Annotated in this window: 13 protein-coding genes, 1 tRNA gene and 1 pseudogene; 7 read left to right on the top strand and 8 right to left on the bottom strand. The window is 50.5% G+C overall.

Annotated features, from left to right (window positions below):
- Positions 1-197 precede the first annotated feature (197 nt).
- Positions 198-2147, top strand: a complete 1950-nt coding sequence (locus HMPREF0860_RS12030) for an NAD(+) synthase (protein WP_021330023.1) — start codon at positions 198-200, stop codon at positions 2145-2147.
- Position 2148: 1 nt separating this feature from the next.
- Positions 2149-3189 carry a 23S rRNA (adenine(2030)-N(6))-methyltransferase RlmJ gene (locus tag HMPREF0860_RS12025; RefSeq protein ID WP_021330033.1) on the top strand — a complete coding sequence of 347 codons (1041 nt, stop codon included), beginning with the start codon at positions 2149-2151 and terminating at the stop codon, positions 3187-3189.
- Between the two features lie 9 nt (positions 3190-3198).
- Here HMPREF0860_RS12025 and HMPREF0860_RS12020 read toward each other — a convergent pair whose 3' ends face one another.
- A complete protein-coding gene (locus HMPREF0860_RS12020; RefSeq protein ID WP_021330029.1) occupies positions 3199-3759 on the bottom strand; it encodes a hypothetical protein in 561 nt (186 codons plus the stop codon).
- Positions 3760-3946: 187 nt separating this feature from the next.
- Here HMPREF0860_RS12020 and HMPREF0860_RS12015 point away from each other — a divergent pair.
- A tRNA-Pro gene (locus HMPREF0860_RS12015) sits at positions 3947-4020 on the top strand.
- Between the two features lie 78 nt (positions 4021-4098).
- On the opposite strand, the gene HMPREF0860_RS12010 is transcribed toward HMPREF0860_RS12015, so the two are convergent.
- The 5 genes and pseudogenes from HMPREF0860_RS12010 to HMPREF0860_RS11990 form a co-directional block, all read right to left on the bottom strand.
- Positions 4099-4974, bottom strand: a complete 876-nt coding sequence (locus tag HMPREF0860_RS12010) for a substrate-binding domain-containing protein (protein ID WP_021330051.1) — start codon at positions 4972-4974, stop codon at positions 4099-4101.
- A gap of 150 nt (positions 4975-5124) precedes the next feature.
- On the bottom strand, positions 5125-6063 hold the full coding sequence (locus tag HMPREF0860_RS12005; protein ID WP_021330078.1) for an ABC transporter permease: 939 nt from the start codon (positions 6061-6063) through the stop codon (positions 5125-5127).
- Positions 6056-7555, bottom strand: coding sequence for a sugar ABC transporter ATP-binding protein (locus HMPREF0860_RS12000; RefSeq protein WP_021330042.1), 1500 nt, complete (start codon positions 7553-7555; stop codon positions 6056-6058). The genes HMPREF0860_RS12005 and HMPREF0860_RS12000 overlap by 8 nt, the downstream gene beginning before the upstream one ends.
- A gap of 24 nt (positions 7556-7579) precedes the next feature.
- Entirely contained in the window at positions 7580-7975 is a 396-nt protein-coding gene (gene rbsD, locus HMPREF0860_RS11995) for a D-ribose pyranase (protein WP_021330061.1), read from the bottom strand.
- A 78-nt stretch (positions 7976-8053) separates the two neighbouring features.
- Positions 8054-9058: pseudogene (locus HMPREF0860_RS11990) on the bottom strand (LacI family DNA-binding transcriptional regulator).
- A gap of 238 nt (positions 9059-9296) precedes the next feature.
- Between HMPREF0860_RS11990 and rd the strand changes: the two are divergent.
- Positions 9297-9455, top strand: coding sequence for a rubredoxin (gene rd / locus HMPREF0860_RS11985; RefSeq protein ID WP_021330089.1), 159 nt, complete (start codon positions 9297-9299; stop codon positions 9453-9455).
- Positions 9456-9539: 84 nt separating this feature from the next.
- Here the strand turns inward: rd and HMPREF0860_RS11980 are convergent, their stop codons facing one another.
- Together HMPREF0860_RS11980 and HMPREF0860_RS11975 are read right to left on the bottom strand one after the other, a co-directional pair.
- Positions 9540-10085, bottom strand: a complete 546-nt coding sequence (locus HMPREF0860_RS11980; RefSeq protein WP_021330066.1) for a TIGR01440 family protein — start codon at positions 10083-10085, stop codon at positions 9540-9542.
- A gap of 31 nt (positions 10086-10116) precedes the next feature.
- A complete protein-coding gene (locus tag HMPREF0860_RS11975; protein ID WP_021330045.1) occupies positions 10117-11076 on the bottom strand; it encodes an alpha/beta hydrolase in 960 nt (319 codons plus the stop codon).
- A 202-nt stretch (positions 11077-11278) separates the two neighbouring features.
- On the opposite strand from HMPREF0860_RS11975, the gene HMPREF0860_RS11970 reads away from it, so the two are divergent.
- From HMPREF0860_RS11970 to HMPREF0860_RS11960, 3 genes are read left to right on the top strand one after another with little or no spacing between them, the layout of a single operon-like run.
- The gene (locus HMPREF0860_RS11970) at positions 11279-12844 is read left to right on the top strand and encodes an ABC transporter substrate-binding protein (RefSeq protein WP_021330021.1); all 1566 of its coding nucleotides are present in this window, start codon (positions 11279-11281) and stop codon (positions 12842-12844) included.
- Between the two features lie 55 nt (positions 12845-12899).
- A complete protein-coding gene (locus tag HMPREF0860_RS11965) occupies positions 12900-13832 on the top strand; it encodes an ABC transporter permease (RefSeq protein WP_021495813.1) in 933 nt (310 codons plus the stop codon).
- The gene (locus tag HMPREF0860_RS11960) at positions 13829-14746 is read left to right on the top strand and encodes an ABC transporter permease (RefSeq protein WP_231364273.1); all 918 of its coding nucleotides are present in this window, start codon (positions 13829-13831) and stop codon (positions 14744-14746) included. The genes HMPREF0860_RS11965 and HMPREF0860_RS11960 overlap by 4 nt, the downstream gene beginning before the upstream one ends.
- Positions 14747-14753: the final 7 nt, after the last annotated feature.

Genomic DNA, 14753 nt, shown 5'->3' with positions numbered 1-14753 from the left:
CCTCCTTTCAGGTACAAACTTTACTGCATAAATTAGAAAAAAATGTACCACGAATAAATATTTATTGAACTTTTATTATTTTTTATTAGAAAAGTCAAGGTCGCATTCCAAAAACAAGATACGCATACAAGAGAATTTTCACTGCAGAAGATTCCATCTGCATTGCGCTTTTAGCTTTCGGGTGCTACACTGTGCGTATGAATTACGGATTTTTTCGTACGGCGGCGGCGAGTCCCGAAACCGTCGTTGCGGACTGCACGACAAATGCAAATCGCATCATAGACGCATGCAAAAAAGCGGGTGCACAGGGCGCATCCCTCATCGTATTTCCCGAACTCGCCGTGACGTCATATTCGTGCGGTGATCTCTTTTTGCAAACGACGCTCCAAGAGGCGGCGATTCGCGAAACGGAGCGCATCGCAAAAAAGACGGCTTCCCTTCCGATTCTCATCGCAGTCGGTCTTCCTTTCGCATCCGGCCGATCGCTGTACAACTGTGCGGCTTTTATCTTTGCCGGAAAAATTCTCGCGCTCGTGCCGAAAACTTATCTTCCGAACAGCGGAGAATATTCCGAGCGGAGATGGTTTTCGCCGAAAAAAAATGCCGAACCCGAAACGGTATATTTTTCGAAAGCTCATCCGGCCGTCCCGTTCGGATGCGATATCCTTATCTCGGATGCGGACGATGAACGCTGTGCGATCGCTTTGGAAATAGGCGAAGACCTTCGGGCACCCGTACCGCCCTCTTCATACCACGCGCTTTCGGGCGCCGCGATCATCGCAAATCTTTCGGCGAGCTCCGAAACGGTCGGCAAAGCCGAATACCGCAGGCTCCTCGTCAAAAGTCAATCGGCACGTACGCTGTGCGCCTATGTCTATGCCGATGCGGGACACGGGGAATCGACGCAGGACGCCGTATTCGCTTCTCACAAGATCATCGCCGAAAACGGAACGATCATCGCCGAATCGAAATCGTTCGACGATACAATTTGTTTTGCCGACATCGATATCGAACGGCTCTCTTTGGAGCGGCGGAGGGAAACGACGTTTTCGGACTGCGCGGAAAACGCAAATACGCGGCCGTATCGAAAAGTTTCCGTCGACCTTTTGTCACGCGCAAAAGATTTTTCCAAAAACGCGCCGCTTTTCCGAACGATCGATGCTTCGCCTTTTGTTCCGAACGACGAAAGCGGACGAAGCGAACGATGGAACGACATACTTACCGTACAGGCTGAAGGGCTTGCAAAACGGATGCGCCACACGGGCGTAAAAAATGCCGTGATCGGCCTTTCGGGCGGTCTCGATTCGACGCTCGCCCTCCTCGTCACCGTCCGTGCATTCGGTCTTTGCGGGTTAAATGCGAGCGGGATTCATGCGATTACGATGCCCTGCTTCGGCACGAGCGACAGGACTTACCGCAACGCATGCACACTTGCAAAGGAGACGGGAGTCGCTCTCACGGAGATCAACATCGCCGAAGCGGTGCGCGTCCACTTCCGCGACATCGGTCAGGACGAAAGCGTACGCGATGCCGCGTACGAAAACGCTCAGGCGCGGGAGCGCACGCAAGTGCTCATGGACATCGCAAACAAGATAAACGGCATCGTCGTCGGCACGGGCGATCTGTCGGAACTCGCACTCGGCTGGTGTACATATAACGGAGACCACATGTCGATGTATGGCGTCAACGGCTCGATTCCGAAAACCCTCGTACGCCGCTTGGTGCGATTTTGCGCGGACAGTACGGACAATAAAAATCTTTCGGCAGTCTTAAACGATATCCTCGCTACTCCGGTGAGTCCCGAACTGCTTCCTTCCGAACGGGGAGCCCTTTCGCAAAAAACAGAAGACATACTCGGTCCCTACGAACTGCATGATTTCTTTTTGTACTATATGTTGCGCTTCGGTTTTTCGCCCGCAAAAATTTTATTTCTCGCGGACAAAGCCTGCCTCCCGTACACGCACGAAGAAAAAATCCGCACGCTCCGCATATTTTACAAGCGCTTTTTTTCGCAGCAGTTCAAACGTTCCTGCATGCCCGACGGTGTAAAAACCGGTTCGGTAAGTCTCTCCCCGCGGAGCGACTGGCGCATGCCGAGCGACGCAAGCGCTTCCTTATGGCTTACGGAAATCGATTCGCTGAAATAATATGCTGAGCTACCGGCACGCTTTTCACGCGGGAAATCACGCGGACGTTTTCAAGCACACGCTTCTCGTCATGCTGCTCGAACGCTTTAACGCAAAAGAAATGCCGTATACCGTCATCGACACGCACGCAGGATCCGCGCGCTACGATTTGAATGACGAGCGTGCACAAAAAACGCTCGACGCGCAAAGCGGAATCTTGAAATTGCTCGAAACGGCTCGATACGTGGAAACACAGTCCCCCGATCGCGAACAGCCTGCCCCGGAGTTATCCCTGATATCGCGTGACGATTTGCAGTCGGCCCGAAAATCGTCCGAGTCGGTTTTACGTGAATTGCTTTTATCGGAGTGCCGAAGCGATTTTATCGATTTTCAAAAATATCTTCTCTTTGCAAAAGTCTGCCTCGATGCGGGCTTTTATCCGGGCTCTCCGGAAATCGAACGCGCTTTTATGCGGGCAAAAGACTGTCTCATACTCTCCGAACTGCACCCTGATGAAATCGGCGCGCTGCAGCGCAATATGCGCTTAAACGCCGCTGCAACCGAAAACGCGCCCGCAGTACACATCCATCACCGGGACGGATTCGAAGCGCTCCGCGCGCTCACGCCGCCGAAAACGAAACGCGGCATAGTGTTCTGCGATCCGAGCTATGAAGATGCGTCCGACTGGGAAAAAGCGGCAAACGCGCTTATCGAAACGCATAAACGCTGGGCAAGTGCGACCCTTGCGCTTTGGTATCCGCTCGTCGCGGTAAAAAAAATCGAACGGGATGCAATGAAGCAAAAGATAATCGCCGGAATAAAAGGCGGGAAAACCGAAAGAGGCATACTCGATGCACTCTTATGCGTAAACACCGAAAACTCGCATCGCGAATCGGCATTGAAAGATGTGAAACGCTCCGAACCGCCGCGCCTCTACGGGAGCGGCATGTTCGTCGTGAATCCTCCGTGGAAGCTCGACGAAAAACTCGGCGCCGTGCTGCCCCGCCTTGCCGAAGCGCTCGGCACGGACAGCGCGGGTTCATATAAAATTAATAATTATTAATTTCAGCAGTTAAAACCAAAAGCGCAAACCGACGCTGCTCGGAAAGTACACGGGTATATAGAAAACGCCGTTTGCCCTGCCGTCTTCACCGAACGCAAACTGCAGTTCAGGTTGAATCGCCTGCTGTACGTAGAGTTCCAAAAAGCCGTCGGCAAAATGCCAATTCATGCCGGCGAGAACGCGGGGACCGGTCGCAAAGTAAAAATTTTTCCCGTTCGCCGTAAAATCCGTTCTGACTGCACCTCCGACACCCCAAAACCACCGCCACAGACCTATGATTTCGGGATTCATAAACCAATAGTCGGCCGTAACTTGCAAACCGAGCCGTGCGGTCGCGACGACAGCTCCATCATCGTCCTTATAAAAATGCGGTGCGATATCGAATATGCCGGCAAAATACAGCGGGATACTGTCGAACTTGGCAGAACATGCGAGCCCCCATGCGGGTGGAGTGATGTACCGGGTAGCGACCGGGTCGAAGTTGAGCTGCGGCCCGATCCCCGTAGCAAACAGTCCCGCGCTTGCAGATACGACGACGGCTGCAAAAACGGCAATCAATTTCTTTTTCATAGATTTCCTCCATAAAAAACTTTTGCAAAAAGCTGTAACTTCCGAAAGAGCTTTCGAAAATCATAACACTTTTTATCGAGCGGGTCAAATATGCCGCTTGCAGTTTTCAGAACAGAGAAAGAGTTGACCGACGCGTTTTTTTTCGATATAGTGATAGCCGTATCGGCAATTTTTTACCGCTACGTTTCGGGCTATAGCGCAGCTGGTTAGCGTACAAGTCTGGGGGACTTGGGGTCCCGGATTCGAATTCCGGTAGCCCGATGAACGAGGCAGGATCGGAAGTTTTGAAAATTTCCAATCCCGCCTCATTTTTATTAACCCGATTTTTCAAACGCTTTCTTACTTTGTTATAAGGGTTACCGTAACGGGGATCGACGCTTCAACGCTTTCTCCGCGCATGAGCTTGAGCGCCGTCTGTACGGCAGTCTTTCCCATTTCAGCAGGAAGCTGAGCGACCGTTGCCGCCATGCGGCCGTCTTTTACGGCGGTAAGGGCATCGTCGGTCGCATCGAATCCTACGATAACGATATTTTTTCCGGCAGCCGCCGCGGCTTCAAGCGCACCGAGCGCCATCTCATCGTTATGTGCGAAAATACCTTTTATATTCGGATTCCCCTGCAAAATATTTTCGGTCACAGACATTCCCTCTACGCGATTAAAGTTCGCCGTAAGACTCGCAACGACGTTCGCCTTTCCGTCAACGGCTTCATGAAAACCTTTACCTCTGTCGATTGCGGCGGAAGAACCCGGGATCCCCTGAAGTTCCGCGATATCCGCAGCCGATCCGGTAAGTTGTAAAAGATATTCCCCCGCCATCTTCGCGCCTGCAACATTGTCCGATGCGATCTGACAGGCTACGCTTTCGCCGATAACCGCGCGGTCTACCGAAATCACGGCAATTCCGGCCTTTTTGGCGGCGGCAACAGCCGGTGCGATTGCAGAAGAGTCTACGGGATTGACGATAATCACGCGAACTTTTTTTGACACGAGGTCTTCGATATCGCTCGCTTGTTTCACAACGTCATCGCCCGCATCTACGACCGTCAGCTCGATCCCCTGCCCCGCAGCTTCCTGCTTCGCTCCTTCGACAAGCGTCACGAAAAACGGATTGTTCTGTGTCGATACGGCAAGCCCCACCGTATTTTTAGCCTGCTGTTTTACGCAGCCTCCCAGCACTAACGCGGAAAGCGCAATAATACCCATCACCTTTTTCATACAACCTCCTGCTATGAGATAAAACAAATCCCTGCTTTACCATGTACGTACGATCATAACCGTCCGCACAAGTTGCAAAGCGTTCACACCGTTTAGAAAAAATTCCAAAACCCGAACGACAGTCAACCGGCGGGATTTCCGCCCTGCAGATCAGCGTTTGCGATCGGACAAGACGGCGAGCAGAATAACTGCGGCTTTTGCAACTTGCTGATAGTATGCGGAAATACCGAGTATATTCATGCTGTTGTTGAGCGTCGCGATAATCAGCGCGCCCGTAATTGTCCCCAATATCCTCCCGCGTCCGCCGCTCATACTCGTTCCGCCCAACGCGACGGCAGCGATCGCGTCAAGTTCGTAGCCCTGCCCCATCGTAGGTTGCGCGCTGCCGAGTCGCGAAACGATTATCAATCCCGCAAGCGACGCCATCAATCCCGAAAGACCGTATACGATCATCTTCGTTCTGCCTATTGCAACACCTGCAAGAGCCGCCGCTTTACTGTTGCTTCCTATGGCGTAAATCTTTCGTCCGAGAACCGTTGCATGGAGCATAAAATAAAATCCCGCAAACAAAATAAAAAGGATTATTACGGGAATAGGAATACCGGCAAAACTGCCTTTGCCGATCCCTTCCAAAAGACGGCTGCCTCCCAAAGCGGAAATCGGACGGCCTTTACTGAAAATCATCGTTGCGCCGCGGTATGCAGTCATTGAAACCAACGTCGCGATAAACGGCTGGAGCCTTCCCTTTACGATCATAATGCCGTTCAGTATTCCGAGTACGATTCCGATCGCAAGCGCTATGAGCATCGCAAGCGGTGCGGAAAATCCGCTCTTGATCATTCCAGCGCACAATATCGCCGAAAGACACAGCGTTGAACCGACGGACAAATCGATTCCGCCGGTAAGGATTACGCAGGTCATTCCGAATGCAATGAGTCCGTTTATCGCAGATTGCCGCAACAAAGAAAGTACATTACCGACAGAACGGAATTCGGGACTGATTATACACACGGCAATAACAAGGAACAGCAGCGCGATCTGCGCACCGTAATCCTCAAGCTTTTTCGCCGTCTCTCGAAAGTCAATCATGCAGCGCGCCTCCTGTCGCAAGCGTCATTATCTTATCTTGTGTGGCATCGCGACGTTCAAGCAGGCCGGCAGCTTTCCCGTCGTGTATGACTAAAATCCTATCACTCATACCTAAAACTTCCGGCAATTCGGAAGAAACCATGACGACGGCAGCGCCGCCCTCCGCGAGTTTTGTGATTATCGAATAAATTTCCTGCTTTGCACCGACATCGACACCGCGTGTGGGTTCGTCGAGTAAAAGAATTCTCGGTTCCGTATGCAACCACTGTGCAAAGACGACCTTTTGCTGGTTACCGCCGCTGAGATTTCCGCATATATGCTCGCCGCCGGTACACTTTATGCCGAAATTACGAATCGATTCTTCGCTGAGCTGCGCTTCTTTTTTGCGGTTTAAAAAAATACGCATATCCGTTATAGACGAGAAATTCGGCAGATCGAGATTGCAGGTGATCGAATTATCCAGCATCAACCCTTCGTCTTTTCTGTCTTCCGTGATAAATGCCATTCCCAGTTCAATCGCTTTTGCAGGACTGTGATTTTTCAGCGGCACTTCTTTTCCGTCGACAAAAATCCGACCGCCGTCCGCACGGTAACTTCCGAAGATCGTCTTCATAATCTCCGACCGCCCCGCACCCATGAGCCCCGCAATTCCGAAAATTTCGCCCGCTCTGACTTCAAACGAAATATCGGAAAACATATCTTTCTTTGAAAGCGAACGGACTGCAAGACGCGTTTTACCGAGCGGGATATCCTTTTTTTGAAACAGATTCCCCAGCGGCCGGCCGATCATCATCCGTATGAGCGCATCCGGAGTTGTCCCCTCAGCGGGCACCGTACCGGCGTATGCACCGTCGCGCATAACGGTAATCCTATCGCAAATTTTGAATATTTCGTCCATGCGGTGGGAGATGTACACAAAAGCTACGCCCTTGTCTTTCAATATGCGGATAACCGAAAAAAGTTTTTCGACTTCAGTTTCCGTCAGCGCTGCCGTCGGTTCGTCGAGGATGATGACTTTTGCATTTCCCAGCAAAGCCTTCGCAATTTCGACGATCTGTCTTTGACCTACGGAAAGCAAAGCGAGCGGCGTAAGCGGATTAAGCTCGACTCCCAAAGTGTCCAAAACGCGCTGCGTTTGCCGTCTCATCGCTTTTTTGTCAAGCACGCCGAATTTTCCGAATACTTCACGCCCCAAAAATATATTTTCTTCGATGTTCATATCGGGAAAAGTATTGAGCTCTTGATAGACAAAGCTTATTCCCGCTTTTTCCGCCTCTTTGGGATTCGCAAACGAAACTTCTTTGCCGTCGATATACAGTACACCCGCATCTTTCAAATGGACGCCGGTGAGTATCTTCATCAACGTCGATTTCCCGGCACCGTTTTCCCCCATAAGGGCGTGAACTTCTCCGGGCATAAGGGAAAATTCGGCATTATCAAGAACAAGAGCGTTTCCGAAATGCTTTTTTATACCCTGCATTACGATATGCATCTGTGCGCCCCTTCCGCCGTCCGCCTAAAATATACAAGCCGATTGTAAGATGATATTCGCATACGGACTCGCTTCCCCGCTCCGCACGACAGCCTTGCACGATAAAAGCTTTTTTTTGAATTCTTCATGCGGCATAAAATCCGTCCTGACACCGGGTAAAAGCGTTTGGATTTCTTTGAGCACTGCCGGATTTTTTACGCGTATCTCCTCCGCTAAAAAAATCTTTTCGACGCTCATATCGTTTACTACGGCTTTAAGAACCCGAACAAAATCCGGCACCCCTTTTTCAAGCGAAATGTCGATCAATTCCGTTTCGTCGGGGCACGGAAGTCCGCAGTCGCTTATGCAGATTGTGTCGGTATGCCGCATATACGACAATACTCTCGAAATATCGCTGTTCAAAACCCCTGATTTTTTCATATCCGCCTCAGTTAATCGATTACGTAATCGATTAACTATACTGAATGATATCATGAACAACAAGAGTTGTCAAATTTTTTAGAAAATTCGTTTACACGATTCGCGGATTATCAAATGCGGCTCAAGAATAATTTTTTTTACATCGCGGCTTGAGTTTTCAACCTTTTGCAGCAGACGTTCGGTCGCAATCTCGGCAATCTCTTCTATAGGCTGCGCAATCGTCGTCAACGTCGGCGATACGACAGCGGAAAGTTCCGTATTGTCGAATCCTATGACGGAAATATCGTCGGGAACGCGTACGCCGTATGCAGCGGCGGTATGAATAAATCCGATCGCCATCATATCGTTGCACGCGAACACCGCCTGCGGCATTTCCGAAAGGAGATGCAAGTGTAAAAATGCATCCCTTCATCCGCTGTAATGAAAGTCGCCGCCGTACACAAACTTTTCATCGAATGCAATGTCGTTTTCTTCAAGCGCCCTCTTAAAACCCGCCATACGCTGCATACTCGAAGAAATTCCCTCGGGTCCCGTTATACATCCGATCTTCGTAAATCCGAGTCCGATCAAATAGGACGCAGCGTCATAACCGCCCTTTTCATTGTTTACGATTATATTGTCGGCGGAACCGTGATGCACATCGCGATCAACGATAACCGCAGGAACCGAAGCCGTTTCGCATTTCCGAATATCGCCGCCTGCCCCGTTGCTCGATATAAATATAACTCCGTCAACTTGTTTGGAAATCAGCATATCGATGTAATACGACTGCTGCGCGGCGTTGTTATCCGTATTGCACAAGATGATATTGTAGCCCAATGAAAAACAAACCCTGTCTACGGCGCGCGCGACTTCAGCAAAAAAAGTATTCGTACAGTCGGGAACAATCAGCCCCAGCGATTTGGAAGCCCCGCCCCGTAGCCTCCGTGCAGCGACATTCGGCTTATAATTCAGTTCCCTTACCGCCATAGCTACTTTTGACCGCAAATCATCGCTCACATAACGCGTATTGTTGAACACGTGTGAGACCGTCGCAGTAGAAACTCCGGCACGCTTTGCTACTTCATAAATCGTAGGATTCATCGGATATGAATTTACCTCATAATTTTTATTTTTACAAGATAAGATACAGTCGGTCGGTACGCATCCGGCAACAGGCATTCGCCATGCGGCGTTATTTTTTATACTACCCGCTGCCCCTGCCGACGGCAACATCGATTTTATTTGACGATTTTAAAATATACCGATATAGTATAAGCGTACGGCAGAGCGATCTGCAAAAATTTTTCAAAGATGCTAACGCAATCTTAAAGGAGTAGCTATGGACAAATACGAATGTACCGTGTGCGGGTACGTGTACGATCCCGAAAAAGGCGATCCCGACGGCGGCATAGCGCCGGGCACAAAGTGGGAAGACATCCCCGACGATTGGGTATGCCCGCTGTGCGGCGTCGGAAAAGATTCGTTTCAAAAACAATAGAGAATAGTAAATCAGGGAAGCTGTCCAAAAACTTCAGTTTTTGGACAGCCTCATAACTTTGAAAATGCGAGCCGAAAACCGCCGCTACAGCGTATAACGTGCGCGTTCTCCGCCGATAAGGCGCGGCCGAGTACGCGCGCATACGATGTGTGCTTCTCCGATGCTTTTTTGTTCGATGCGGACGGGTACGGCTACATCGCGCAAATGCATGCCGATAAGCGTATCGCCGATGTCGATTCCGGCATCGGCTTTTATATGCTCCGTAACGGCAGGCTCTTCGAACAGGCGGTACGCTGCCGATGCAAAAGAGCCGCCTGCGTGAATCCACGGAACGACGGAAACCCTCTCATAACCGTATTTTTCAAGACAGGCTGCTTCGATGACAAGCGCGCGGTTCAAATGTTCGCAGCACTGCGCTGCAAGGAATATGCCGCGTGGCCGAACGATATCGTATATCGCCTTAAAAACTTCTCTCCCCGCCTCTTCACTCGAAGTCGTTCCGATTTTATTTCCGAGTATTTCGCTCGAAGAACATCCGACGACGAGGATGTTTTCTTCTTTCAGCTCTGCCACTGAAAGCAATTGATTGACGGCATTTTTTACATCTTCGGTAATCAGGCTCATATTCATCTTCCCCTGTTTTAGAGATTTCCTTTCATTATTATTGCGGTATGTTTTTTATCACGCTATACGTATTTATATATTCAATTATCTTTTTTTCGTACTCTTTTTTGCCGAGCGCATAATTGACCGCGTGCGGCGCACCGTGCACGACGAGCAGTTCTTTCGGCGCTTTACACGCTTCGTAATTTTGCTCCGACATATACGGCGGCACAAACGTATCTGCATCCCCGTGGATAAAGAGCACGGGAATTTCATTTTCATTGAGCGCATCAAGCGTCGAATATTCGCTCAAGCTAAAACCGGCAAGAGCGCGGGCGAGCATATCGGAAATCGCGAGCGTTGGGAAAATGGGCAGGCGGTACGACGTTTTCAGCACGTGCACTATTTCATCGCGCGGAGAAGTATAGCCGCAGTCGGCGATAATGAATTTAACGTTTTCGGAAAGCTCCGTGCCCGACGCCATGAGCACCGTAGCTGCTCCCATCGAAACGCCGTAGAGTATGATCGGCAGGACGCCGTCGTTTTTTCGATCGATCGCCGTCACCCAATCGCGGCAGTCGAAACGCTCTTTTATGCCGAAGGTGAGACAGTTGCCGCCGCTTTCCCCGTGCGCCCTTTCGTACGGCAGCAAAACATTCCATCCCCGTTCATGAAAAAAACGCACGGCAAGCGAAAAATCGCTCATCGGGCTTCCGTGATAACCGTGCATACAGACAACGGTTCCCTGTGCATCTTCCGCACGCACGTACCATGCGGTGAGTTTGATACCGTCACAGGACGTAATCCGAACTTTTTCCTTTTCCATGCGATGAAAAAAATCGACGGCGCTGTGGAGTTCCGCAAGGTACGGCGCGAGGCTCGGCGCGTCTTCAAAAATTTCAGGCGCGCTTTTCTTTTGCCTGACAACCGTCGGACAAAAGAGAAAAGCGTACACGAGCAGCGTCTGGACGGCAAACAAAGCCGCGCAGATGCCGAAAACGATACAAAAGATGCGCATAGGGCGAGTATACCGCTTTTGCATAATTATCGCACTATGCCGCCGTTTCCGACAGGGCGAACGATCACTAGACAGTATGTTAAAAACATATTATGATTTTAAAATATCGTTCCATAATGTAAATGTATATATACGGTAGAGTCGCGATCGGATTTTCGGCGCTGCCGTGTTTATAAGAAAGTTTTTATGAGGAGGATGTACTATGAAAAAATTAGGTATGCTTTTATGCATTTGTTTGACGGCCTGTCTGTTTTTCGGCTGCGGCGGAAAATCGAGTACGGGGAAAAAGGCGGGTGAAAAAGTATTCCGCCTCGCCGTCGTCGATCCGCAAGTTCCGCTCGATATGCATTTAAACACGTACTCCGATATCATGCGGCTCACCGACAATGTTACGGAATCCCTTTTTATATCGCGCGAAGACGGTTCCATCGCTCCTGTTCTTATAGAAGGGACGCCTTCTTTTTCGCCTGAAACGCTGACGTATGCTTTTACGATTAAATCGGGCGTACAATTTCACAACGGTAAGCCGTTGACAAGCCGCGACGTAAAATATTCTCTCGAACGCGTCGTAAAAAAACAGAGTATGGCGAGCCTTCTCGAAACGGTCGTCGGATACCGCGACTTACAAAGCGGCGCCGCGAACGAATTGGCAGGCATCAAAATAATCGACGACACACATTTTACGATTACGCTGTCCCGCATCTATACGCCGTTTCTCGCAGCGCTTTCGACGCCCTATACGGCGATCTATCCGGCGGATGCATGCGAAGAAGCCGGCGATACGTGGGGTACGAAGACGCTCATCGGAACGGGGCCGTTTAAATTGGACAGCTATACACCCGACGTCGGTGCGGAAATGTCGAAATTCGCAGAGTATCACGGAGGTGCGGCGATCCTCGATAAAATCAACTATAAATTCGTTCCCGATGCGAATACGCAAGTGCTCGAATATCAAAAGGGCAATGTCGATTTTGTCGGTTTGAAAAATTCGCTGTATCCGGTGTATGCGAACAATCCGCAGTTGAAAGACCAAATCCACAGCTATCAGCAGCCCGGCGGATATTATTTTCTCCCGAACGTAAAAGTGATTCCCGACGCAAAAGTGCGCGAAGCCATTTCGCTTGCGATCGACAGAAAGGCGATCTGCGAAAGCGTGCTGCACGGCACGGCATCAGTTCCGAGCTCTTTTATCCCGCCGGCGCTTATCGGTCACGATAAAAACGCTTTACCTTTCGAATACGCCCCCGATCGCGCAAAGGCGCTGCTTGCCGAAGCGGGTTTTGCAAACGGATACGATCTGCGCGTTACGGTCATTTCGTCGAACAGCTTGGGTTTGCAAATCGCAACCGCGTTTCAGGAAGAAGCGAGACCGGCAGGCATCAACGTTCAGATCGAACAGGTAGATCGCTCGGCATGGACGGATATGAAGCGGAACGGCGGCATCGACTGCAGCGTAAGCAACTGGTACGTCGACTACAGCGACCCCGACAGCATGCTCTACCCCGTCAGCGCGGGCAGAGTCGATCTCTCATCGTCGTTTTGGCACGATCCGCGCTTTGAAAAATTGATGGACGACGGAGTGCTCACCGACGATACGGCCGCCCGCCAAAAGATATACGAACAAGCCGAGCACATTTTAACGCGCGAAGATTTCGCGGCGCTCCCCCTTATCAACGAAGTGAATTTTTATCTGCTGAATCCGAAAGTAACCGGTTTTACAATCGATTCGGCAAATCGCATTGATTGCAGAAAAGCCGACATTCAATAACGTCAAAACCGTGCGCCGCGCGGAACGCGCGGCGCACGATATGTAAGGAAATACGATGGCCGCATATATAGCAAAGAGATTGCTGCAAACCGTTATCGTCATATTCGGCATCACGCTGATCACCTTTATCCTGCTGCAAGTCGTACCCGGAGATCCCGTAGCGATGATGCTCGAACGGAGAGCAACGCCCGAAACGATTGCTGCCGTCCGTCACCAGCTCGGCCTCGATATACCGCTTTCGCGGCAGTATGTAAATTTTATCTCAGGTGTCGTCCGTATGGATTTCGGCGTTTCATATTTTTCAAAAGAGCCCGTTATCCTCGCCCTCTCCCGCGCATTCCGCGTAACGCTCAAACTGGCAATGATTTCGTTTTTATTCGCCGTCGTACTCGGCATCAGCTGCGGACTTGCGGCCGCGTTGAACCGCGGTACGTGGATCGATTCGGCGTTTATGGCACTGTCGGTATTCGGCGTGTCGGCGCCTTCGTTTTGGATCGCCATTATTTTGCAGATCATATTCGGTTTAAAATTAAATCTCTTCCCCATTTCGGGATTCGATTCACCGGTCGCCTATATTTTGCCGAGCATAGCGCTCGGAACGCGGTATGCCGGAAGCATCGCACGCATAACGCGGACAAGTATGCTCGATGTCATCAAACAGGATTATATCCGTACGGCGCGCGCAAAAGGCGTAACGCGGAGTGCCCTCATCATACACCATGCGCTTAAAAACGCGATGATTCCGATCGTAACGCTTGTCGGAACCGAACTCGGAAACATGCTCACCGGCTCCATGCTGATAGAAAAAGTATTTTCCATTCCGGGCATCGGAAAACTTGCCGTCGATTCCATGACGAACCGCGACTTGCCGCTGCTCGAAGGAACCGTCATGTATATCGCATTCGTTTTCGTCGTCGTCAACTTGCTCGTCGACGTTTCCTATGTCCTCATAGATCCGCGCATACGCTACGGTAAAGGAGAGGCATGATGAAAGCGTTTTTTTCATTTTTTAATAAACAAAAGCGCTTTGCCGACGGCATTGTAAACGGCGACATAGAATATTCGAGCTATTATAAAGACAGCTTTAAACGCTTTCGAAAAAATAAAGCCGCGATGACCTGCCTCGTAATCATTTTGCTGCTCATCGCCGTCGCGATCTTCGCTCCGCTTATCGCTCCCTACGATCCGAGCCATCAGGATTATCAATCGGTGCTCGCTCAACCGAATGCGAAACATTTGCTCGGTGCGGACGAATACGGACGCGATATCCTGTCGCGCATCATATACGGCACGAGGATTTCGTTGAGTATCGGCATTCTCGCGCAGCTCCTCGCTTCGATCATCGGCATAACGCTCGGCTCCCTCGCAGGCTATTTCGGAGGCATCGTAGACGCGGTCATCTCCCGCATCATGGAAATATTTTCCGCGTTCCCCGATCTCATCTTCGCTATGGCGATTATGACGTTTTTGGGACAGGGTATTTTGAATCTCTACATCGCGCTCGGTTTTTTGACCTGGGTCAGAACCGCGCGCATGATCAGAGGAGCGGTCATACAGCTGAAAGAAAAAGAATACGTGGAAGCCAGCCGTGCAAGCGGCGGCAGGTCGTTTCGGATCATCGTCAAACACTTGATTCCGAACTGCCTTTCGACGATCATCGTACTCGTAACGCTCGGCATTCCGCACGCTATCATGTACGAAGCGTCGTTGAGTTTTCTCGGTCTCGGCATCCAGCCGCCCACACCGAGCTGGGGCAATATGATAAGCGCGGCGCAGTCGGTTATCGGTTTTTTGCCGATATACAGCATTATGCCGGGAGTCGCGATCATCATTACCGTCATAACGTTTAATATTTTCGGGGACGGACTGCGCGACGCGCTCGATCCGAAACTCCGTGTTTGAGGTAGCG

Origin of the sequence: Treponema socranskii subsp. socranskii VPI DR56BR1116 = ATCC 35536, assembly GCF_000468115.1 — a bacterium.
Lineage (GTDB): Bacteria > Spirochaetota > Spirochaetia > Treponematales > Treponemataceae > Treponema_D > Treponema_D socranskii.
Note: the sequence above shows the minus strand (reverse complement) of the source record. Positions and strands in the feature narration are given on the sequence as shown.